Source organism: Streptomyces sp. NPDC060002 (assembly GCF_042737245.1).
GTDB lineage: Bacteria > Actinomycetota > Actinomycetes > Streptomycetales > Streptomycetaceae > Streptomyces.
Window position 1 is genome coordinate 169972 of the sequence record NZ_JBHWUW010000006.1, and the last position, 21880, is coordinate 191851.

Below are 21880 nucleotides of genomic sequence, written 5' to 3' on the forward strand. Positions count from 1 at the left end.
CCGAAGGGCCCGGGAGGATCGTCCTCCCGGGCCCTGCCGTGGGCCGGTGTTCCGGTGCGGTCAGACCTTGCCTGCGGCGAACGTGGCCGCCGCGCCGGCGTCGGCGGTGTAGCCGAGATGCGCCAGTACGTCGTCGCCGCCGTTCTCGCAGACGGGGTCACCGGTGGCGCAGAAGTCGATGGTGCGGCTCTGGTAGGTGCCGGTGACGCTCTTGCCGAGGGCCCGGATGGGGTTGCCGAACAGCAGGACCGCGGCGACCCTCGGCTCGACCGCGGTGGGGAGGGTCGCGACGATGGGGCTGCCGACCACCGCGCCCGCACTGCTGATGCCGATGGAATTGTCGACGACATTCGCGCCCTGCGAATAGCCGACGAGAATGTAACGCTGATTCGGGCAGGCTGCCGACTGCGTCCTGACGTGGTTCACCAGATCCGCGTTTCCCTGTGCGGCCGAGGTCAGGGAAAGGTCGGCGGGATAGTTCACCGCGTAGCTGGACAAGGTTTTGCCTGTCAGTTTCTTCTGGAGCGCGGAGAACACCGGGTCGCCGACGATCAGGCCGAGCGTGCCCGGCTCGAAGGTGCCGCGAGCGGCCACGACGTCGATGTCCGAGCAGGTGGCAGCCGATGCGGCGGGTGCCGAGAGAGTGGCGAGACCGGCCCCGCCGGCGAGTGAGAGCGCGGCGAGGCACAAGCGGATACGCATGGGGATCCTTTGCGGGTGGGGCGCGTGAAGCGCCTGATGAAAAGGACAGTCCCGAAGGTATTCGCGTTGCCTTGCCGAGCGTTATGGACGGTAATTCAGAAATTCCGCTTGTTTTTGTTCCGTGGTGAGTGGGCCGGGCCCGGGCGGTGCCGGTGACCGTCAGGAACAGTTCGCCGAGCGCAGGGCGAGGATCAGATCCAGGCGGGCGTCGGGATCGTGCAGGGCGTCGCCGAAGAGCTTCTCCAGCTGGCGCAGGCGGTAGCGGACCGTCTGCGGATGGATGTGGAGCCGGGCGGCGACGTCGGGCACGTTGCTGCCGCTGAGCAGCCAGGCCAGCAGCGTCTCGGCCAGCCGGGCACGCTGTCCCTCGGAAGCGGCGTCGAGGGGCGCGAGGGCCCTCGTCCGCAGATGGGCCAGCAGCGGCTCGTCGCTGTACAGCAGCAGGGTCGACAGATGGTCGGCGCACCGCACCACACCCTGCCGGGGCAGGATCCCTCGGCCCATCAGCCCCAGCGCCCGAGTGGCCCAGCGCAGCGACTGCGCGGCCTCGGCGAGGGGGACCGTCGGGCCGATCGCCGCCGGACGGCCCTGCAGGCCCAGCAGGAACGACCGGCCGCCGAACCGCCCGGAGCCCTCCGGGTCCGGCACCAGCACGCGCGGCGGCCGTGATCCCATGTCCATCAGCGCCCCGGGCATCGCCGGTGGCCCGTCCGCCGCATACGGGTCCGCGGTGGCCGCCAGTGTGACGACGGCGACCCGCGACGGCACCCGCCAGCGTGCGCCGTGCGCCAGGTCCTGCACCGCCTCCGGGGACACCGGCCCGTCGCCGAGCAGCAGGTCGAGCAGACGCCGGCGGCGCCGTTCCAGCTCGTCGGTGCTGTGCGACCGTGCCTCCGCGTAGCCCGCGGCCGCCGCCTCCGCGACCTCGTGCACGGTCCGGAACGCCAGTTCGCCGAGCGTGGCCACGACCGTCGAGTCCAGCCCGAGTTCCTCCGCCGTACCGGCCATCAGCCGCCAGGCGTGCAGCCCGCCCACCCGCAACGCGGACTGCAACGCGTCCAGACTTCGGCCCTCGAGGGCCTCGCCCCGCCCGAGTTCGTAGTACGTCGCGGCGATGGCGGCTCCCTGGCCGCGCGGATCGGCGATGTGGTCGACGAACAACGTGAGCGCCTGCACCACGCCCGCCCGGAGATTGCGGCCGTAGGTGCCGTCGGCCGGCCTGGCGTACTCGGGCACCTGCCGGCGGACCTCCTCCTCCACCTCGTCGGCGACGCCCTCCAGCTGGGCGCGCAGCAGCTCGGCCAGGTCGGGCGGAACCGAAACGGTCCCGGGATCGGTGGGTACGCCGCGCGGGGTGGGGACAGCCACGACGGACACTCCTTTCACCCGGAGGCGGTTCGCCCACGCGCCGTTGCCCGTGGGGCGAGGGGGACGTCCTGTGTTGGACGGACGACCCCTGCGCTCCGTTCCGTGCCCCGGCTGGACCGACATCACTCCGGCACCCCCAGCGCACCGGCGAGCATCGGCCACGAGGCGGTGAACTCCCGCTTCCAGTAGGTCCAGCTGTGTCCTCCTCCCGCGTAGTAGTGGGTGGTGACCGCGATGCCGAGGAGCGCGAGGAGGTCGGTGAAGCCGTGCGCGGAGGGCCACAGGGTGCTCTCCAGCGCCTCGGGCAGCCAGTCGCCGACGCCGCCGACCACCCCGCTGCCGCCGGAGACGTACAGGGGAGTGCCGCGCAGCCCGGCGGCCCGGGCACGCGGGTTGAAGTCGCGCCAGGTGAGGGCGTTGAGCAGCGGACTGCCCCAGAGCGAGTGCGGGGCCAGGCCCTCGCGGGCCACGATGGCGTCCAGGAGGGCGGGCACGCCGGGGGCGGTGGTGTCGAGGATGCCGCTGTAGGAGGCCGCGGCGGTGAACGTGCCCGGGTGGCGGGCCGCGTGCGCCATCGCGCCGTACCCTCCGGTGGAGACCCCGGCGACGGCCCGCACGCCGGACGCCCGGTAGTCGCGGGCCAGCAGCGCCGGCACCTCCTGGAGCTGGAAGGTCTCGTAGTCGGGGCCGCCGCGCCAGGCGGTGGGGATGCCCGTGGGGCCCGCGTCCGGCATGACCACGATCAGGTCGCGGCCCTCGGTGAAGGCCTCGATGTCCGTCTCCCGGGTCCAGGACGTGTAGTCGTCGTGGGCGCCGTGCAGGAGGTACAGGACGGGGTAGCTCCGCGTGGGCCGGGCGTCGAAGTCCGACGGCAGGATCAGCCGGACCGGCGCGCTGCGCCCCAGCGCGGGGGAGGACACGGACACGTCGAAGGTCCGCGGCCCGCGCCGGGTCGCGGCCCGGGCGCGTCCCGCGGCGCCGGTGGTGCTGAACAGGGCGGCCAGGCCGGTGGCCGCCGCGGCCCTCGTGACGGCGCGTCGGGACGGTCGGGCGGTGTGCTGCGGCATGGCGGCTCCTCAGTCAGGTTCAGCGGCTCCGCTCGGCGTCGCGAGCACCTGCCGCAGATGGGCGGCGATCACGTCGACGTGCGGTGGGTCGAGCAGCGAGAGGTGGTGCCCCGGGACCGGTACGACCGTCAGACGCGGGCAGACCTCGTCCCAGCCGAGGGTCTCGTCGTCCCGTTCGTACGCCGGGTCGCGCACGGTGTGCGGAGCCGGTTCGGTGGCCCGGTACAGGATCACGCGGCCGTCGTGACGGCCCGGACGGTGGGCCTCGCCGACCCTCAGGTCCAGGTAGGAGGCCCGCTGGTGCTCCAGCGCGGCCGCCGGTACCTCGACGGCCCCGCGCAGGGTCCGCAGCACGAGGTCGATGCGCTCGCGGTCGTCGTCCATCGCCACGAGCTCGTCGTACGGCAGCCCCATCCGCACCCCGTAGGTGTCGGCGACGTGCCGGGCGAAGCCGGTGAGGTGCGCGCGGACACGGTCGGCCTGCGTGCGGCCGGGGCGCGGGAGGGGCCGCACCGAGTCGATGAGCACGACCAGCGGCACGGCCCGTCCCGCGGCGGTGAGTTGTCGTGCCGTCTCCTGGGCGAGGAACCCGCCGAAGGACCAGCCGCCCAGCAGACAGGGCCCGTCGGGGTGGGCGGCGATGATCGCCTCGGCGTAGCGGCGCGCCTTCTCCGGCACGGTACGGGCGTCCTCCAGCCGTTCCAGCCCGTGCACCGGACGGTCGTCCCCGAGCCGTCCGGCGAGCGCGCGGTAGACGTCGGCGCGACCGCCGGCCGCGTGGAACAGGAACAGCGGCGGCCGGGAGCCGGTGGTGCGCAGGGCCCGCAGCGCGGAGGGTCCCTCCTTCTCGTCCCCCGTGGTCGCCGTCGTCGGCGCTGTCGCGGGCAGGGACCGTCGGATGCGGTCGGCCACCTCGTCGACGGTGGCGGCGCCGAGCAGGTCCCGCAGCGGCAGGTCGACCCGGAACTCGCGTTCCAGGGCGGTCCGGATACGGACGGCCATCAGCGAGTCCAGGCCGAGGTCGGCCAGCGCCGTGCCAGGTGTGACACGGGCCGTCGGGTGGCCGGTGACGGCGGCGATGTGGTGGCTCAGGCGGGAGGTGACCGAGACCGGACCGTCGGCCACCTCGCCCGGACCGCAGGCCTCCTCGCCCGGTGCGGCGGGCCCGGCCCATCGCCCCGCCGCCGCTGCCGTCGTCGCGTCGGGGGCCCGGCCGTCCGTCCACCAGTACCGGGTGTGCCGCCAGCGCGGTACGGGCACGTCGACGACCCGGCCGGGCGGACGCGGCAGGGGCAGGCCGGCGGCGTACAGGGCGCCCAGCTCCGCGAGGAACCCGGCGCGGCCGTCCGCGTCGCGGCGCAGGGTGCCCACCGCGAGGGCGCCGGGCACCGTGTCGGTCACCGGCCGGGCCAGGACCGGATGCGGCGAGATCTCGACGAAGGCGGTGTGGCCGTCGGCGGCGGCCGCCGCGAGGGCCCGGTCCAGGCGCACGGGCCGGCGGAGATTGGCGGCCCAGTGGGCCGCGTCGAACCGGCAGTCGCCGCGCGGGTCGTCGAGGACGGTGGAGTAGACGGGGATGCGCGCAGGCAGGCCCCGGATGTCGAAGAGGGTGTCGGTCAGTTCCGGCAGCAGCGGGTCCACCTGGGGCGAGTGTCCGGCGCCGACGACCCGCATGGCCCGGGCGGCGCGGCCCTGTTCCTCGAGCCGGTGCACGAGCCGGGCGACCGAGTCCTCGTCCCCGGTGACGACCTTCTGCCGGGGCGAGGAGTGGACGGCGACCTGAACCCCAGGGAACTCGCCCTCCAGATCGGCGAGTTCGTCGTCGTTCAGGTCGACGACGGCCATCGCGCCGCCGTGCAGCCGGCTCAGCAGCCGGGCCCGCACGGTGACGACCCGGGCGGCGTCCGGCACGTCCAGGGCGCCGGCGCAGACGGCGGCGGCCACCTCGCCCATGGAGTGACCGATCACGGCCACCGGTTCGACGCCGTACGAGCGCCACAACTCGGCGAGCGCCAACTGCAGCCCGAACAGCACGGGTTGCGCGATCTCCACACGGTCGAGCGGTGCGCCGGAGGCCAGCCGGTCGTGGAGCGAGAAGCCGCAGGCGACGGCGAGCTGCGCGTCGAGCTTCTCCACGGCGGCCGCGAAGGCGGGTTCCTCGGCCAGCAGACGGCGCCCCATGCCGGGCCACTGGCTGCCGTACCCGGAGAACACCCACACCGGGCCGCGCCCCAGGTGATCCCGGTCGCCGGTCAGTACCCGCGCATGCGGCCGGCCCTGCGCCAACGCGCCCAGCCCGTCCGCCAGTTCCTTGCGGTCATGGGCGACGACGGCGGCCCGTACCGGCCCGCGCCCGGTGCGCCCGGCGAGCGTACGGGCGACATCGGCCGGACGAGCGGCGCCTCCCCCGGGCGTGCGGAGCCATTCGGCGAGCCGGGCCGCGGTGTCCCGGACCCGCTCGGTGTCGATGTCGGACAGCAGGTGCAGCAGGGCGGACGGCTCCTCGGCCGGGGGCGGCGGCAGCGTGTCGGGACGCCATTCCTCCAGTACGGCATGGGCGTTGGTACCGCCGAACCCGAAGGCCGACACCCCGGCGGTGGCCGTGCCGCCGTAGCGGGGCCACGGTTCGGGCTCGGTCACCACCCGCAGTCGTACGTCGTCCAGGGCGCTGCCGTGCGCGCAGTGCAGCGAGGGCGGAACGCGGTCGTGATGCAGTGCGAGGACCGTCTTCACCAGGCCCGCGACGCCCGCGGCGGACTCCAGGTGCCCGAGGTTGCCCTTGGCGGAGCCGAGCAGCAAGGGCTGGTCGGGGTCGCGGTCCGGGCCCAGGACCGTGCCGAGCGCGCCCGCCTCGATCGGGTCGCCGAGCGGGGTGCCGGTGCCGTGCGCCTCGACGTAGTCGATGTGCGCCGGGGCCAGCCCGGCCCGCGCGTAGGCGGTTCTCAACAGGGCTTGCTGAGCAGCGGGGTTGGGTGCGAGGAGACCGTTGGAGCGGCCGTCGGAGTTCACGGCGGTGGCACGGACGACCGCGAGGACGCGGTCGCCGTCGCGCTCGGCGTCGGACAGCCGTTTCAGCAGCACGGCCGCGCACCCCTCGCCGCGCCCGATACCGTCGGCCGCCGTGGAGAACGGCTTGCAGCGGCCGTCCGGCGCGAGGGCGCCCGCCCGCGCGAACGCGACACCGACGACGGGCGACAGCAGCAGGTTGACCCCCGCCGCGATCGCCAGATCGCTCTCGCCGGTGCGCAGACTGACACAGGCGTGGTGCACGGCGACGAGCGAGGACGAGCAGGCGGTGTCGACGGCCATGCTCGGCCCGCGGGTGTCCAGGACGTACGCCAGCCGGCCCGCGGCCACACCGAGCGCCGCGCCCGCCGGGGCCCACGGATCGACGGCGGCGGCTCGGGCGCCGGTGAGCTGTCCGTACTCCTGGGCGCAGACGCCGACGAAGACGCCGGTGGCCGTGCCGGCGAGGGCGGCGGCCGGGACGGCGGCGTGGTCGAGCGTCTCGTGGACGACCTCCAGGAGCATCCGCTGCTGCGGATCCATCACCGTGGCCTCGCGCGGTGTGATGCGGAAGAAGTCGGCGTCGAACCCGGCGATGTCGTCGAGGTAGCCGCCGTACGCGGGCGCGTCGGCGGGCGGGAAGGCGGTGAAGTCCCGCCAGCGGTCCGCGGGGACCGGCCCGATCGCGTCGGTCCCTTCGCCCAGCAGCCGCCAGTAGTCGGCCGGGCCGCGCACCCCGCCGGGCAGCCGGCACCCGACCCCGATGACCGCGACGGGCTCGTCGGGCGCTGCCGGGGGAGAGGCCGTGGGCGTCGCGGAGAGGTGCGGCGCGGGGAGATGCCGAGCCGCCGGCCCGCGCAGCTGTGCCACCAGCGCTTCCAGCGTGGGCGCCGACCAGAGCAGCGTCGCCGGCAGCTCACGGCCCGTCAGCCGGGACAGCTCCCCGGCCAGGCCCACCGCGTCCCGCGAGGACATGCCGAGGTCGGCCAGCGGCAGGTCCATCGGTACCTCGTCGCCGCCGGTGCCGTTCCAGGCGGCGACCCGTTCCGCGATCAGGCGGCGCAGGGCGCCCTCGTCGACGGCGCTCATCGCGCGGTCCCCGCCCCGAAGACGCCGTCCAGATACCGGGCCCGGGTGAGGGCGCGCGCCACCTTGCCGCTGGACGTCCGGGGCACGGCGCCGGGAGCGACGAGGACGACATCGGCGAGCCGCAGGCCGTGCCGGGCGGAGACGGCCGCGCGCACGGCCCGCGCCAGGGCCGGTACGTCGATCCCGTCGAGACGGCTGGCCCGCGTGTGCTCGGCCACGACGACCACGCGCTCACCCGCGTCGCCCGCGCTGTCGCCGTCGCCCGGAATGCCGAAGGCGGCGAGCCGGTCGCGCCGTACGGCCGGATGCGCGTCCTGGACGGTGGCCTCCACGTCCTGCGGGTAGTGGTTGCGGCCGTCGACGACGATGAGGTCCTTCAGCCGTCCGGTGACGATCAGCTGTCCGTCCAGCACCGTCCCCAGGTCGCCGGTGCGCAGCCAGCCGCCCGGGGCGCCGGCCGGCCGGGCGCCGAAGACGCGCCGGCTCCGGGCCTCGTTGTTCCAGTAGCCGCGCCCCACGTTGGGGCCCCGCACCCAGATCTCGCCGACCTCCCCCTCGCAGAGGGAGTCGAAGGAGACCGGATCGACGATGCGGACCTGCTGGCCCGCCGGGGTGCCGCAGCCGGCCAGCCGCACGGCGTCGGCGTCGTCGGGCCGCGCGGGCAGGGCCTTTCCGGAGGCGAGGGCGTCCCGGTCGAGGGCGAACCGGCGCAGCGGCTCCCCGGGCCGGGCGGCGCTGACGAAGACGGTGGCCTCGGCGAGCCCGTACGACGGACAGTGGACGTCCGCGGCAAGGCCCTGGTCGGCGAACGCCGCGTGGAAGCGGTCGGCGGTGCCGGGCCGGACCGGTTCACTGCCGTTGATCAACGCGGCGACACCGTCGAGGCGCAGCTCCGCCTTCTGCGCGTCGGTGACGGCGGAGACGCAGTAGTCGTAGGCGAAGTTGGGCGCGGCGCTCAGCGCGCGCGGATGCGCGGCGAGCAGCCGCAGCCAGCGGGCCGGCTCGTGCAGGAACGCGGCCGGGTCCATGAGGACCGACGGACGACCCTGTACGACAGGAGCCGCGACGCTCAGCACGAGCCCCATGTCGTGGTAGAGCGGCAGCCAGCCCACGCAGGTCACCGGGACCGTGTCGGCGCCGTAGGCGGTCAGTGCCTGGCGGGCGTTGGCGACCACGTTTGCATGGGTGATCTCCACGCCCGCCGGAGCGCGGGTGGATCCGGACGTGTACTGGAGATAGGCGGTCGCCCCGGGGTCCGGCGCGGCCACCGGCCGGTCCCGGGCGGCGGTGTCGGGGACCCGGTCCACCGCGACGGCCGGCACGCCCCCGTGCGCGGAGAGCTCGGCGACCTCCGCCATGGCCCGGCTCGTGGTCACCACGACCGCGGGACGCGCGTCGGCCAGCACCCCGGCGAGCCGGTCCCCGTGCCCGGGCAGGCCGGGCGGATACAGCGGTACGGCGACCAGCCCGGCGGTCAGCGCCGCCAGGAATCCGGTGACGTACTCCGTGCCCTGCGGGCACAGCACGGCCACCCGGGCCCCGGGCTCGGCCTCCTCGGCGAGCCGGGCCGCGAGCGCCCGCACACGCAGATCCAGACTCCGCCAGGTCAGCGTGCGGTGTATGCCCCGCGCGTGCGGGGCGGGGTGGTCGACGAACGTGAACGCCCGGCGGTCCGGGGCGGTTTCGGCCCAGTGCCGCAGATACTCGGGCAGGGTCCGGTACGCGGGCGCGAGCGGGGGGCTGCTGTCCATGGGGCGTGGCTCCTCACGGCGCGGTGTCGGCCGGCGGGTCGGGCGGATCAGAGCGGGATGGTGCCGTTCAGAGCGGGATGTTGCCGTGCCGTCGCTCCGGCATCGGGGCGCGTTTCCCGCGCAGCGCGCGCAGGGCACGGCACAGGTGCGCGCGGGTGTCGCGAGGGGCGATGACGGCGTCGACGTACCCGCGTTCGGCGGCGGGGTAGGGCGTCCCGTGGGTGGCCTCGTACGCGGCGACGAGCTCGGCGCGCAGCGCCTCGGGATCGTCGGCCGCGGCGAGTTCACGCCGGTGCAGCACGCCGACGGCGCCCTCCGCGCCCATGACGGCGATACGGGCGGTGGGCCAGGCGAGGTTGAGGTCGGCGCCCAGGTGTTTGGAGCCCATCACCGCGTAGCCGCCCCCGTACGCCTTGCGCACCACCACCGTGATCTTCGGGACCGTCGCCTCGGCGTAGGCGTACAGCAGCTTGGCGCCGCGCCGGATGATGCCGGCCTGTTCCTGGCTGACACCGGAGAGGTAGCCGGGGACGTCGGCGAAGGTCAGCAGCGGGATGCCGAACGCGTCGCAGAACCGCACGAACCGCGCGGCCTTCTCGGAGGCGTCGATGTCGAGGACACCGGCCGCGTGCATCGGCTGGTTGGCGACGATCCCGACGGTGGCGCCCTCGACCCGGGCCAGGGCGCAGATGATGTTCGGCGCGAACAGCTCCTGCACCTGCAGCAGTTCGCCGTCGTCGACGACCGTGTGCAGGAGGTCGCGCATGTCGTAGGCCTGGCCCGTCCGGTCGGGGACCAGCGTGTCGAGCCGGGCCCCGTCGGGGGCGGGCGTGGGCGCGTACTCCGGCGGCCGCCCGAGGTTGTTGGCGGGCAGGTACGACAGCAGGTCGCGCACGGTGTCGAGGGCGTCCTCCTCGTCGACGGCCAGGAAGTGGGCGTTGCCGTTCACGGAGTTGCTCGCGCGGGCGCCGCCCAGCTCCTCGGCGGTGGTGCGCTCGCCGGTGACGGCCTCGATGACGTCGGGCCCGGTGACGAACATGTGCGAGACGCCGTCCACCATCACGGTGAAGTCGGTGATGGCCGGCGAGTACGCGGCGCCGCCCGCGCAGGGACCCAGGACGACCGAGATCTGCGGGATGACCCCGGACGCCCGCACGTTGCGGCGCACCAGCTCGGCGTAGAGGGCGAGCGAGGCGACGCCCTCCTGGATCCGGGCGCCGCCGGAGTCGTTGAGCCCGACGACCGGACAGCCGGTCTTCAGCGCGAGGTCCATGAGGGCCACGGTCTTCTCGCCGAAGGCCTCGCCCATGCTGCCGCCGAAGACCGTGGAGTCCTGGGCGAACACACAGACCGGCCGTCCGTCGACCGTGCCGTACCCGGTGACGACCCCGTCCCCGTAGGGCCGGCGGGCGCCGTCCCCCGTGGACCGGGCCCGGACGAACCCGCCGGTCTCCGTGAAGGAGCCCTCGTCCAGCAGCCGTTCGATCCGCGCCCGCGCACCGAGGGCCCCTGGTCTCCTGGGCGTGCCCGGTACCACCGCCCGCGCCTGACGGCGGGCCAGGTCCGCGATGCGGTCGGCGGTGCGGTCGGCGGTACGATCCGCCGTGCTCGTCGCTGTCGCTGCCTCTCTCTCCGCAGCCGTCGCCGCAGCCGCAGCCGTAGCCGTCGTCGTAGCCAGGGATGTTGTCGCCTCTCGCGTCACAGCCACCTCCGAAGTGGTTCTCGAATATGGCAGCGATGCGGGAGCGAACCGGAGGGATCACCGTTCTGTTTGCGTGAGTTGAGTCCTCGGGGACGCGGGTTCGTCCTGGCGTGACAAGGCCGACGGCGGCGCATACCCGCGCGGTTCGGCTTCGACGGCAGCAACCGACCTGTGAGTCGCTCGGGTTGAGACCGCGCGGTGCTCGGTGGCGGCGGTTGCGGGGCTCCCGCCGAGCGGTGCCCCCGTCGTTCACCGCGGGCGGGGTCCTGGGATAGGGTCCGACCGGTTCCGGCTACCGAATGACGACGCGCCGGTACGGGGAGTGTCGGAGGGCGGCAGAGCGATGGAATCGCAGGTGGGCGACGGCGGATCCGTGGAGCTGGACGGCGCGCGCTTGGAGTCGATGACTCCACAACCGCTGCTGACCCGGGACTACGAGACGCGCCCCTCGCTCGTGTACGAGCGGCTCAGACAGCAGCACGGTCCGGTCGCGCCGGTCGACCTGCTGGGGGTGCCCGCATGGCTGGTCCTGGGCTACCGCGAGTCGCTCGAGGTGCTCCAGGACGACGCCGGGTGGCCCAAGGGGCTGGAGAACTGGCGGGCCCGCTCGGAGGGGCGGGTGCCGGCCGACTGGCCGCTCGGACCGTCCCTCGAGGTCAACCACGTACTGATCCAGGGCGGCCCCGGCTACCGGCCGCTGCGGACGGCGTGGGACGCCGCCCTCAAGCCGTTCCAGGACCCGCGCCACCCGCAGGCCAAGAGGCTGAAGACGGCCGTCGGCGCCTACGCCGACGAACTGATCAGCCTGGTGGGGCAGGCCGGCGGCACGGGCTGGGCGGACCTGTCCGCCCAGTTCTCCCGCCCGCTGCCGCTGATGGTGGCCAGCCATCTGCTCGGCTTCCCCGGTTCACAGGGCGACGACGCGCTGATGGACATGTGGCGCGTACTGGACGCGGGTCCGGACGCGGAGCCCGCCCTGGAACGGCTGCTGGCGGCGCTCGCCGAACTGGCGGCGGGGAAGCTGGAGAAGCCGGGGGAGGACTTTCCCTCGTACCTGCTGGCAGCACATCCCGAACTCTCGCTCGACGAGCTGGCCCGCGAGTTGTTCATGCTGCTGGGCATGACCTCCGACCATGTCGGCATCCTCATCTCCAACACGGTGGTCGAAGTCATCTCGGGCGAGGGCGGCGTACGCGCCAGCCTGTCCGCCGGGATGGTCAGGGAGAGCATGAACCGGGTGGTCATGCGCAAGCCGCCGCTGGTGAACTTCGTGCCGCGCTTCGCGGCCGAGGACACCCGGCTCGGGAAGTACACGATCCGGGCCGGCGACCCGGTGTGGGTCTCCTCCGCGGCGGCGCACGCCGACCCCCTCTTCGCCGCCCATGCGGAGTCCGGCACCACGGTCAGCACCCGGGCGCATCTGGCCTGGGGCGCGGGCCCTCGCCAGTGCCCCGCGCGCGAGCTCGCGTCGACGGTCGCGGCGGTCGGCGTGGGCCGGCTGTTCGAGCGGTTCACCCACCTGGACCTCGCCCTCCCCGTCGATCAACTCCCGTGGCGCTCCTCGCCCTTCATGCGCGGCCTGCGCTCTCTGCCCGTACGGTACGAACTGGCCACGATGCCGGAGCCGCCGTCCGCGCCGGCCCCGGCCGAGGAACCGGCCGGGACCGGACCGCCCGATCCGGCGGTCCGGCAGCGCTCGTCGCTGTGGCGCTATCTGACGGGCCTGATCGGCGTCGGCCGCTGACCCCGGGGCATCGGCGCGCGTCGGACTACGACCGCCGGAACACCCGGCCCAGTTCGATGCCGCCGATGCGCGGGGCCCGGCCCGTCGCGTTGCGGAAGGTCACGCTGTTGGCGCCCTTCCGCAGGTCGACGGCGACGCCCAGGGTCCAGTAGTCGTCCCGGCTCCAGGTGTTCTTGAAGGTGACCCTCCGCGGCGCTGCGGCGCCGACGCTGAGATCCGCCGTACGGGACAGGATGTCGGTGTTGTAGGCGTGGCCGTTGTCGCGGCGGTCGTCGTGCGCGTAGTGGACGACCAGCACATGGCGGCCGGGGTCGGGCGCGTGCACCGTGAACTCGGCGGCGCTGTCGGGGCTGTTGCCGAGGTCGTCGATGCAGGAGCCGCCGAGGGCATGGGCGGAGTCGACGAGCTTCGCCCCGCCGGTGAGGGCGGCGGACGCGGCGGCGTAGGAGAGGGTGCCGGCGGTCGAGCCCGCCCCCGAGACGTCGAGGGACCGGACGGCCGCGTGCTCCGCGGTCAGCGCGACGCGGTTGTTGCCCGCCACCAGGTAGAGCCGCAGGGGCCGGTCCGGCGCCGCCGTCACCCGCTCGCCGTGCAGCGTGAGCCGCACCGGCGCCGAGGCCCGCGGCACGACCGTGTAGTAGCCGTCGCGAGGGGCGCAGACGTCGAAGACGGCCCGGTCGCCCTCCCGCAGGACCAGGGCGCCCGTGCCCGCTCCGGCCGACGAGGAGTAGTCGTACGAGGGGCTGCCGCCGATGTCCGCGAGGGTCGCCTCGTACGACGCCGCGGGTGCGCCGGTGCGCGCCGTGAGGTCGAGGCGGTCGAGGGAGACCTCGGCGTCGCCCCTCGCGAGGGTCAGTACACGAGTGCCGGCCGACAGTTCGACGCCGAGGTGCTTCCGGGCGAGGTAGGCCCGGTTCTGGGTGGAGGGGTACGTCACCGTGACCGGGTCCGCGCCGTCGACGAGCAGCTTCTGGGTGGCGGGGGCGCCGGACTCGTTGCCGTAGAGGATCGCCAGGTCGTACGTCCCGTCCGCCGGGACCGTCACCGTGAAGTCGACCCGGTCGGCGGCGGTGTCGAGGAAGCCGGCGCTCTTCGTGCCGGAGGTGGCGTAGCCGTCGGCGTCGGCGACCGTCCCTGGTGCGCGGACCCGGCCTGCGGTGACCACCGCGTCCTGGGCCGCGTACGACGCCGACCAGGGCACGGACGCGGTGGAGGGGGTGCCGGCGCCGCCCGGGGTGAGGACGATCCGGTAGGCGGACATCCTGCGCCCGCCGCGCAGCGGCACGGTCACCGAACCGTCGGCCGCCACCTCGAGCCCGGTGCGGGCGAGGACCCGCGGAGCCGCATGCTGCCCCTCGTAACCCGACCAGGCGGCCTCGGCGACGGTCGCGACGACCGTGCGGCCGAAGACGGCCCCGGGGACGCCGCGCACCACGACGTCCGTGTCGCCGTCCGAGCCGCCGAACAGCACCTGGGCCTGACGGCGCGCGACGTCGAGGGAGGCGAGGCCCTGGAGGGTGTCCACGGTGTGCGGCCGCGGCGGGGTGACCTCGACGGTGTCGCCGGTCAGTCCGGCGTACCAACGGAAGAACCACCAGCCGCCGTTGGGTATGTTCGTGCGCACCACGTTGCCGTCCAGGTTGCCGGCGGCGTCCCAGTAGGCCTGGTTGGCGTACACCTTGTTCCGCTCGAACATCGACACCCACTGCACGAGCTGTCCCGGCACGGACAGATCGCGGCGGTTGGCGTACTCGTCGATGCTGATCCTCAGCGGTGCGATGCCCAGCCGGCGTTCGATCGCACGGTAGTCGTCGTGGTGACGCTGGAAGTCCCGCAACGAGTCGGGGCTCAACTCGTGCCAGGTCACCACCTGGGGCAGCACGTTCTCCCGCTGGGCGAAGGCGAGGAAGTCGGCCATCAGGCGGGAGTGGTAGCCCGTCTCGTTGGGCCCGGCGATCCTCGCCCCGGGGTCGATGGCGCGGATGCGCCGGTACACGGTTCTCCAGTCCTCGAAGAACCGGTCACGGTTGGCCTCGTACCGCGCCCGGTCGGGGACGCCGAGGTCGTACCAGATGCAGTCGGGCTCGTTGAACGGGATGTGGACGAAGCGCTCGCCGTGCGGGTCCGCCGACACCTCCTTGACGATCTCGTCGATCTTCGGGAGGTAGTCGTCGATGCCCAGGTTCTCGTACGGCCACTGGGCGTAGACGTCCTGCATCATCACGTTGATCTCGCCGCCGCCGTTGCGGAAGAACGACCTGGCGACCGAGAGCGCGTCCCCGTTGGGGTGCTGGGCGCCGCCCTGCGGCTTCTGCGTGATGCTGGTGATCTTCAGCGGTGCGAGTACGGCGTCGCTGGGCACCCCGTCGTCGCCGATCCCGTACAGCGCGCCGTTGGCGCCGAGCAGCACCGGGCCTTCGGAGACGGCGAGGTCGACGGTGAGGCGCTGCGGGGCGGCGGCGGTGTCTGCCGCCAGGAACGGTGTGTGACCGGTCACATCCATGCGAGGATTGTGGCCGGTCGTACCGAGGCCGTCAATGGAGCGCAGGGGCACTCCGGGGACGTGCCCGGCGAGGCCTGGGTCGAGATCGCCCTGCCGGGCATCGACACCGTCTGGCTGATGGGCGTCTGGGAGCGCGGCCCCGCCGGACTGCCGATCGCGCTGCGCGACGAGGCCCTGCGGATGTCGTTGCGCGCCGCCCTGCCCGACGTCACCGAGGCGGGCGGACATCGCCGGATCCCCCTACTGCGTACGGGACTACGTCGTCGACGCCTCCTTCGGCGGACCGCACGGACTGGCCGAGGCCCGGGGACGACTGGCCGCCCGGGGAGTGCGGTTGATCCTCGACTTCGTCCCCGACCACGTCGCCCCCGACCACCCCTGGGCCACCGGGCACCCCGACCGGCTGTTCCAGGGCACCGCGGACGACCCGTCCCGAACCCCGGGCGACTTCATCGGGGCCGGTGGCCGAGGCCTCGCCCGGGGGTGCGACCCGTTCTTCCCGCCCTGGCCCGACGTCGTGCAGCTGAACGCCTTCGAGGTCGGGTGACGGCCCTCGGTGAGGGGCCTCAGCCCATGCTCTTCGCGCCGTCCAGGGACTCGCGGATGATGTCCGCGTGACCCGCGTGCTGGGCGGTCTCCGCGACGATGTGCAGCAGGACGCGGCGGGCCGACCAGCGGCCGCCCGGCTCGTTCCACGGCGCCGGCGGCAGGGGGTGATCCGCGTTCAGATCGGGCAGGGACACGACCAGTTCGTCGGTACGCCGCGCCACTTCGTCGTACTCCTTCAGCACCCCCGCCAGCGTCTCGCCGGGCAGCATCCGGAACTCGTCGGCCCGCTTGGCGAAGTCCTCCTCGGTCATGCTGGTGAAGTCGGGCATCGAGGAGGGGCCCTCCAGGATGAACTGCGCCCAACCCCGTTCGACCGAGGCGACGTGCTTGACCAGGCCGCCGAGACAGAGTGCGCTCGCGGTGGTCCGCAGACCGACCTGCTCGTCCGTGAGGTCGCGGGTGGTGAAGCGCAGGAAGTGCCGCTGCTTGGCGAGCGACTCCAGCAGATCGGCGCGCTCGCCGCCGACGGGGGCTGCGGTGGTCTCGTCGAGGGATGTGGGCTTGCTCATGGTCGCCTTCTTCCGTGAGTACTGTTCCGCGATCGAGTACCACGTTAGGAGCGATAGAGGTCAGATGCTGTCCTAAAGGCGCAGGGTTCAGCGGGAAGCCGCCATCACCTCCGCGTCCGCCCCCCAGGCCGCCGCGCACAGCGCGCGCTCGACCTCGCCGGTGTAGACGGCCGCGGCCAGCCAGGCACCGGCGAAACGGCCCGTGTCCGCCGGGAGCAGCCGGCCGAAGGCGTCGCGTGAGCGGTCCGCGGCGGCGGCCCGGAGCTCGCCGAGCAGATCGCCCGCGGTGGCGAGACCGACGCGACGCAGCCGCCCGCCGTCGCCCGCCCCGCTGTCCGGGAAGCCCAGCACCCGGCGGCCCCCGGACACGGCCTGGTGCACGCGGCGGCGCAGGAGGTGCAACGGTGCCTCGTCCCGCGGGGGAGCGGGGGCGGCGGGCGCGGCCGTCGACGTGGGCAGGTCCGCGTGCTGGAGACGGTCCAGGCCCAGATCCACCCGATCGCCGGCCCGGGCCGGGTGCTCGGCGGCGAGCAGCAGGGCGCGCGGGAGCGGCCCCGGCGAGAGACGCGCGACGACCCGCAGCCGACTGCCCCGGGCGGCGGCCAGAAGGCGGAGGTTGTCGCGGTAGGGGAGCGCGGGATCGTCGTGGGCCACGGCGAGCCGCACCGTGCGGCCTTCGCAGTCGGCCAGCAGACGGTCGCCCGTCGCCTCCCGGACCGTGCCCGCCAGGGTGACGTCGAGGAAGAGCAGGCCGTGCCCGCCGCCCAGGGCGCGCGCGACCTGGGCGGCGACCGGCACCGCCCACAGCCGGTCGAGCGGTTCGGCGCTCCAGGCGGCACCGGAGGCGCGCACCGCCCGCACCGCGGCCCCGGCGCCGAGCCGGCCTGTCGGGGACACCGTCGCACCGGAGACCGCGAGGCCCGCGCGCGACAGCTCACGGTGGGTCAGCGCGGTGTCGCCGATCCGTACGGCCCGGTCGGCGGCGCCGGTCGCCCGGCCGGGGCCGCCCGGAGCCACGTCGGAGACCGTGTAGAGGCGGCCCCCGGCGTCGGCGGTCCAGGTGACGGCGCCCGCGTACCCGGTCGTCGTCAGGACGGGTTCCGAGAACAGCCCGTACAGCCGCAGCGAGCCGTCCGGGGTATAGGGCCGGCGGACGCCGCCGCGCAGTTCGGCCAGGTCCGGGCCGGTCGCGCACGGCAGACGGTGCGCCATGCCGAGGACGGTGCGCAGCGCCTCGACCAGGTCGGGCAGCCGGTGGGCGGGGTGGGCGGAACGGGCCGCGCGTACCCCGTTCACCACGGAGACCGCGGCGGCGGCGACCCGGGGGAGCCCCGCGAGCCGCGCGGTGTGCGCGGCGCGCAGAAGCTCCGCCTGGAGCACGGCACCGGATCCGTCCGCACCGGCTTCGAGCACGGCGGCCGCCGCGTCGTACACGGCCCGCGCGGCGGCGAGTTGGGCCGGGTCGGCGGTCTCGGTGGTCTCGGCGGGCGAGGGCTGCGATGTGCCTTCGCCTTCCGGCTGCGCGGGCGGGCTGTCGGGCGTGCTGTCGGGAGTGTCCTCGGCCACCGGCGCGGCCGAGGCCGCCGCCGCGCGGTGCAGACAGCCGGGGGCGAGCAGGCAACCGCAGCGGATCGCGTCCGCGCTGGTCACCGCGCCCCCGGGCGCGTGCAGTTCGAGGTCGGTGTCGTCGTCGACGGCAACCCGCACGGTGTCGCCCTCGCGGACGGCCGGACGCGCCGTCAGCTTGGCGATGCCCGCGTCCAGCCGCTTGCGCAGCCGGGGCGACAGCGCCTCTACGAGTTCGGCGGTGACGGACGGCGCGACCGGCGGCAACAGGTCCTGGCTCATGCGATCTTCTCCCCTACCCAGCGGGCGAGTTCGAGCGGACTGAGAGCGGCGACGGGCATGCCCGCGGCGACGAGCTGCCCCGCGACGCCCGTGGAGTAGCGCGGCCGGCCCGTGTCGTCGAGGCTCGCGCAGCCCAGCACGTGGCAGCCCGCACCGACCAGCGCACGCACCTCCGCGAGCAGCCCGCCGAGCGGATAGCCCTCCTCGAAGTCGCTGACGACCACGACCAGCGTCCGCGACGGCACGGTGACCAGCTCGCGGGCGTGCCGCAGCCCCGCCGCGATGTGCGTGCCGCCGCCCACGCTGACCTCCAGCAGCAGCGACAACGGGTCCTCGACATGGCCGGTGAGGTCCATGACCTCGGTGGAGAAGGCCAGGAAGTGCGTCGACAGCGTCGGTACCCCGGCCAGCACCGACGCCGTCAGCGCGGCCCACACCGTGGACGCCTCCATGGACCCCGACACGTCCGTGACCAGGATCAGCCGCCAGTCGGCGGCCCGCCGCGCCCGGGTGCGGAACACCGGGCGCTCGGGGATGACCCGGACCGTGCCGTCCGGGCCGCGCCGCGCGGTCGCCAGGTTGGCGCGCAGCGTACGCGGGAGGTCGAGGCCGCCGCCCGGACGCCGGCTGGGGCGCGGCAGCGCCGTGCCGTGCAGCGCGGGGCGCAGCCGGGTGGCCAGCTGCCGGGTCAGCGCCTCGACCAGCCGCCGTACCAGCGGACGCAGCGCCGCCAGCCGGGCCTCGGGCAGCCCGCCCGCGTGCCGCAGCACGGTACGCAGCAGATCGACCGACGGGCGCACACTGTCCGCGTCCAGCTCAGAGAGCACGTCCCTGCGGCCCGACGCGGCGGCCGCCGCCAGCACCTCCTCCCGGATGCCCGGCCCGAACAGCGCGGCCAGCTCCTGCGACCACTCCCGCACCCCGGGATACGGCACGTCCCGGCCACCGCCGGCCCCCGGCCCCGTCAGATCCCCGCGGCTGCCCTCGCCGCGCCCGCTGCCGTACAGCTCGTCCAGAGCCGTCGCCAACGCACGTGCCGAAGAAGGGAGTTGATCGCTGCGACGGCCCAGGAGGAGCCGCCACCGGTCGGCGGGGGCGAGCCGCCGGTCGAGACGGTCCGCCCCGGGAGGCGCCGACTCGTCGGCGGCGGTCCCCGCGGTGGGCGTCTGTCCGTCGCCGCCCGGGGCGGGCAGCAGTCCCAGTGACCGCAGGGCGGCCCGGGCCGCGAGGTCCGCCCCGGCCCAGGCGGCGAGCGCGGCCGGGTCCAGCCCGTCCGTGTCGGCGACGCGCCCCGTGTCGAGACGTTCCTCGACGGCCGAGAGGAGACGGTCGCGGGCCGCGGGACTCAGGGTCTCGAAGCCGCCCCGCAGTGCGGGCAACCGGTCGAGGAACTCCCGGTCGGGCAGCTCCGACACCCGGCCCAGCAGCGGCTCCAGCGCGGGCGCCGCCGCTTCCAGCAGCGGACCGGCGGCGGCCAGCAGCCCGCTCAGCCGGGCCGTCAGAGCCGACCGCGAGTCGGCGTCGACGGCGCCGTCCACCCAGGACGCGACCCGGTCGCCGAAAGCCTGGGCGCTCTCCTGTCCGAGCAGCACCCGGACCGCTCCGGCGGCACCGCGCATCAGCGGGGAGCCGCCGGCGGCCAGCCGGGCGAGGGCGTCGGTGAGCCGGATACCGCCCAACAGGTCCGCCCGGTAAGCGAGTTCGATCAGGGCATGGGCGTCGGCCGGGTCCTCGGACCCGGTCAGTCCGTCCACCTGCCGCACCGCGGCCGCGGTGAGCAGTTCGGCCACGGCGGCCGCCCGCGCCGTACGGTCCCCGTCGGCGCCGAGCCCCGGCACATGACCGGCCCGCAGCCGGTCCGACAGGGCCAGCCCTGCCAGGAGTTCGGGCAGCGTACCGGCCAGGGGCAGCACCTCGGCGACATCGTCGAGCCGTTCGTCCGCCAGCGTCGGCAGGCCGCACTCCGCGGCTTCCGCGAGTCCCTGGAGCACCTGCACGGCCGTCGGGCCGCCCGCGTCCCGCTCCCCGCGCCGGCGTTCCCGAAGCACACCCTCGGCGGCCTGCGCCGCGGTGACCCCGCGCACGCCGGCCGCCGTCAGCATGGCCGCCGTCGCCGGCGTCCACCGCACCTCCCAGCGAGAGGTGAGGGCCTCGGCTCCACCCGCGCCGACGACCTCCCGCGCCTCGCCGTACGGCACACCGCACACCGTCAGCCGGCGCAGCAGCAGCTCACGGCGCCGGTCGAGGTCCGACCGCAGCGGATCGAGCCGCAGATCCCGCGCCGGGCCGGAGGCGTTCTCCGGCCCCGGCAGGCCGAGCCCCGCCACCTCGGCCTCGACCGCCGGGACGAGACCGCTGCGCGGCGCGTCCGGCGCCGGCCGGCCGGTGCGCGTGCCGACCAGCACCCGCTCCATCGCCCGCGCCACGGCCCGGCCCCGCCCGTACGGCTCACCCTGTGCGAGGACCGTCTGCACCGCCTCGACCAACTCGCCCCGGCCTGCCGCGGGCAGCCCTCGCAGCCGGGCCAGATCCGAGGCCAGCCGGATGATCTCGCGCGCGTCGGCCGGCCCGGACGGATGCCCGAGGTCCCGCAACGCCGCACACACCCGCACGGCCGCCCCCGTCAGCGCCTCCTCCAGCGCCGCCGGATCGCCCGCGGCCCGCAGCACCATGTCCTGCCACTCCGGATCCCGGATACCGGCCGGATAACCGGACCGCTCGTCCAGCAGGGCATAGGCATACGGAATCAGCGAGGTGATCCACCCCACCCGACGTCCCGCGCCCCCCGCGCCCGGCCCACCGACACCCGGCCTACCGACATCCGGCCTACCGACATCCGGCCCACCGACACCCGGGACGCCATCTGCGCCCCGCCTGTCGGCGGCCGGGACGGTCGCTCCGGCACGCTCGCCGCTGGCCGGGACGCCGCTATCGGCCGGGACGCCGTTGTCGCCCTGCTCGCTGTCGGCCGGGGCTGCCGTGGCTCTGGCATGTTCGCCGCCGGCGGGCGCGCCGTTGTCGCCCTGCTCGCTGTCGGCCGGGGCTGCCGTGGCTCCGGCACGCTCGCCGGTGGCCGGGACGCCGTTGTCGCCCTTCCCGCCGTCAGCCGGGACGGAGCCACCGCCCCGCCTGCCGGTGGCCGGGGCGGCGGCTCCGGCACGCTTGCCGACACCCCGGGCAGCGCCTTCGCCTTGCTCGCCGACGGCGGCCGGAGCGGAGCCGTCGTCTCGTCCGGCGAGAGCCGAGCCGGTCAGCGCAGGCGCGTGGAAGGCGCCGACGAGCACGGCGGCACGCTCGCCCCGCGCGGTGGCCTCGGTGATCCGGGACCGCATCCACCGCTCACGCCGCAGGTCCAGCTCCGGCACCCCGCCGGAGGCGGCCGCGTCCGCGCGCAGCGCCCACCCCGTCAGCAGGGCCGCCCGGCGCAGCGCCTCGGGCGGCGAACCCGGGGCGGTGGCCTCGACGAGCCGGTCCCACAGGTCGTCCCCGGGACGGCCCGTGAGCCGGGCCCGCAGCGCGCCGGCGAGTCCGGGCGCCGTTTCCCGCGCGGTGCCCTCGCGCCCCTCGCCCCACGCCCGGTCCGCGAGGGGCAGGTCGCAGGCGAGCACCGGGATTCCGTGCCGGGCGGCCCAGCGCACGGCGGCCAGCTCGGGCGAGAAGTCGGCGAACGGATAGAACGCCGGACCCCCGCCGCCCCCGCCGCCGTCACCGGGCGCGGCGGCCAGCGCGACCGGGGCACGGGTCTCCTCGTGCCCGAGCCAGGGCAGCCACTCCTGCATCTCGGCCGGCAGCTCGACGAGCAGCACGTCGGGCCTCGCCTCGTCCAGCAGCGCGGGCACGGCCGCGGCCAGCGAGGGCGCGTGGTGCCGTACGCCGATGAGATAGGGCGCGGCCGGGTCCGTGAGGGCGGCGAGCGCCGCCTCCGGGGAGTCCGGGGAGTCCGGGGAGTCCGGCGCGGTGGTGGGGTGTGGGGACACGGCCG

General features: G+C 75.1%; 12 protein-coding genes. 2 read left to right on the forward strand and 10 right to left on the reverse strand.

The window, feature by feature from the left end:
- Positions 1-60 precede the first annotated feature (60 nt).
- The 6 genes from ACFWBD_RS08585 to ACFWBD_RS08610 form a co-directional block, all read right to left on the reverse strand.
- Positions 61-702 carry a cutinase family protein gene (locus ACFWBD_RS08585; protein ID WP_385664517.1) on the reverse strand — a complete coding sequence of 214 codons (642 nt, stop codon included), beginning with the start codon at positions 700-702 and terminating at the stop codon, positions 61-63.
- Positions 703-861: 159 nt separating this feature from the next.
- Complete coding sequence (locus ACFWBD_RS08590; protein ID WP_385664520.1) at positions 862-2070, reverse strand: PucR family transcriptional regulator; 1209 nt, start codon at positions 2068-2070, stop codon at positions 862-864.
- A gap of 122 nt (positions 2071-2192) precedes the next feature.
- Positions 2193-3137, reverse strand: coding sequence for an alpha/beta hydrolase (locus ACFWBD_RS08595; RefSeq protein WP_385664523.1), 945 nt, complete (start codon positions 3135-3137; stop codon positions 2193-2195).
- A gap of 9 nt (positions 3138-3146) precedes the next feature.
- On the reverse strand, positions 3147-7232 hold the full coding sequence (locus ACFWBD_RS08600; protein ID WP_385664526.1) for a beta-ketoacyl synthase N-terminal-like domain-containing protein: 4086 nt from the start codon (positions 7230-7232) through the stop codon (positions 3147-3149).
- Complete coding sequence (locus ACFWBD_RS08605; RefSeq protein WP_385664529.1) at positions 7229-8983, reverse strand: fatty acyl-AMP ligase; 1755 nt, start codon at positions 8981-8983, stop codon at positions 7229-7231. Before ACFWBD_RS08605 ends, ACFWBD_RS08600 begins: the two co-directional genes overlap by 4 nt.
- Positions 8984-9050: 67 nt before the next feature.
- Positions 9051-10553, reverse strand: a complete 1503-nt coding sequence (locus ACFWBD_RS08610) for an acyl-CoA carboxylase subunit beta (protein WP_385664680.1) — start codon at positions 10551-10553, stop codon at positions 9051-9053.
- 475 nt (positions 10554-11028) lie between these two features.
- Between ACFWBD_RS08610 and ACFWBD_RS08615 the strand changes: the two genes are divergently transcribed.
- Entirely contained in the window at positions 11029-12429 is a 1401-nt protein-coding gene (locus tag ACFWBD_RS08615; protein WP_385664532.1) for a cytochrome P450, read from the forward strand.
- 25 nt (positions 12430-12454) lie between these two features.
- Here the strand turns inward: ACFWBD_RS08615 and ACFWBD_RS08620 are convergent, their stop codons facing one another.
- Positions 12455-14932 (reverse strand): cellulosome protein, encoded by a 2478-nt coding sequence (locus tag ACFWBD_RS08620; protein WP_385664535.1) that lies wholly within the window; start codon positions 14930-14932, stop codon positions 12455-12457.
- 334 nt (positions 14933-15266) lie between these two features.
- On the opposite strand from ACFWBD_RS08620, the gene ACFWBD_RS08625 reads away from it, so the two are divergent.
- Positions 15267-15479, forward strand: coding sequence for a hypothetical protein (locus ACFWBD_RS08625; RefSeq protein WP_385664538.1), 213 nt, complete (start codon positions 15267-15269; stop codon positions 15477-15479).
- Between the two features lie 19 nt (positions 15480-15498).
- Here the strand turns inward: ACFWBD_RS08625 and ACFWBD_RS08630 are convergent, their stop codons facing one another.
- The 3 genes from ACFWBD_RS08630 to ACFWBD_RS08640 all read right to left on the reverse strand — a co-directional run bounded on the left by ACFWBD_RS08630 (position 15499) and on the right by ACFWBD_RS08640 (position 21875).
- The gene (locus tag ACFWBD_RS08630) at positions 15499-16050 is read right to left on the reverse strand and encodes a DinB family protein (RefSeq protein WP_385664539.1); all 552 of its coding nucleotides are present in this window, start codon (positions 16048-16050) and stop codon (positions 15499-15501) included.
- A gap of 87 nt (positions 16051-16137) precedes the next feature.
- Entirely contained in the window at positions 16138-17898 is a 1761-nt protein-coding gene (locus tag ACFWBD_RS08635; RefSeq protein WP_385664542.1) for a hypothetical protein, read from the reverse strand.
- Positions 17895-21875 (reverse strand): DUF5682 family protein, encoded by a 3981-nt coding sequence (locus ACFWBD_RS08640; RefSeq protein WP_385664545.1) that lies wholly within the window; start codon positions 21873-21875, stop codon positions 17895-17897. The genes ACFWBD_RS08635 and ACFWBD_RS08640 overlap by 4 nt, the downstream gene beginning before the upstream one ends.
- Between the last annotated feature and the right edge of the window lie 5 nt (positions 21876-21880).

What these genes read in the sequence shown, in the direction of transcription:
- ACFWBD_RS08615 (WP_385664532.1), top strand. Translation starts at nt 11,029, where the DNA reads ATGGAATCGCAGGTGGGCGACGGCGGATCCGTGGAGCTGGACGGCGCG.
- ACFWBD_RS08600 (WP_385664526.1), bottom strand. Translation starts at nt 7,232, where the DNA reads ATGAGCGCCGTCGACGAGGGCGCCCTGCGCCGCCTGATCGCGGAACGG.
- ACFWBD_RS08585 (WP_385664517.1), bottom strand. Translation starts at nt 702, where the DNA reads ATGCGTATCCGCTTGTGCCTCGCCGCGCTCTCACTCGCCGGCGGGGCC.
- ACFWBD_RS08605 (WP_385664529.1), bottom strand. Translation starts at nt 8,983, where the DNA reads ATGGACAGCAGCCCCCCGCTCGCGCCCGCGTACCGGACCCTGCCCGAG.
- ACFWBD_RS08595 (WP_385664523.1), bottom strand. Translation starts at nt 3,137, where the DNA reads ATGCCGCAGCACACCGCCCGACCGTCCCGACGCGCCGTCACGAGGGCC.
- ACFWBD_RS08630 (WP_385664539.1), bottom strand. Translation starts at nt 16,050, where the DNA reads ATGAGCAAGCCCACATCCCTCGACGAGACCACCGCAGCCCCCGTCGGC.
- ACFWBD_RS08635 (WP_385664542.1), bottom strand. Translation starts at nt 17,898, where the DNA reads ATGAGCCAGGACCTGTTGCCGCCGGTCGCGCCGTCCGTCACCGCCGAA.
- ACFWBD_RS08620 (WP_385664535.1), bottom strand. Translation starts at nt 14,932, where the DNA reads ATGGATGTGACCGGTCACACACCGTTCCTGGCGGCAGACACCGCCGCC.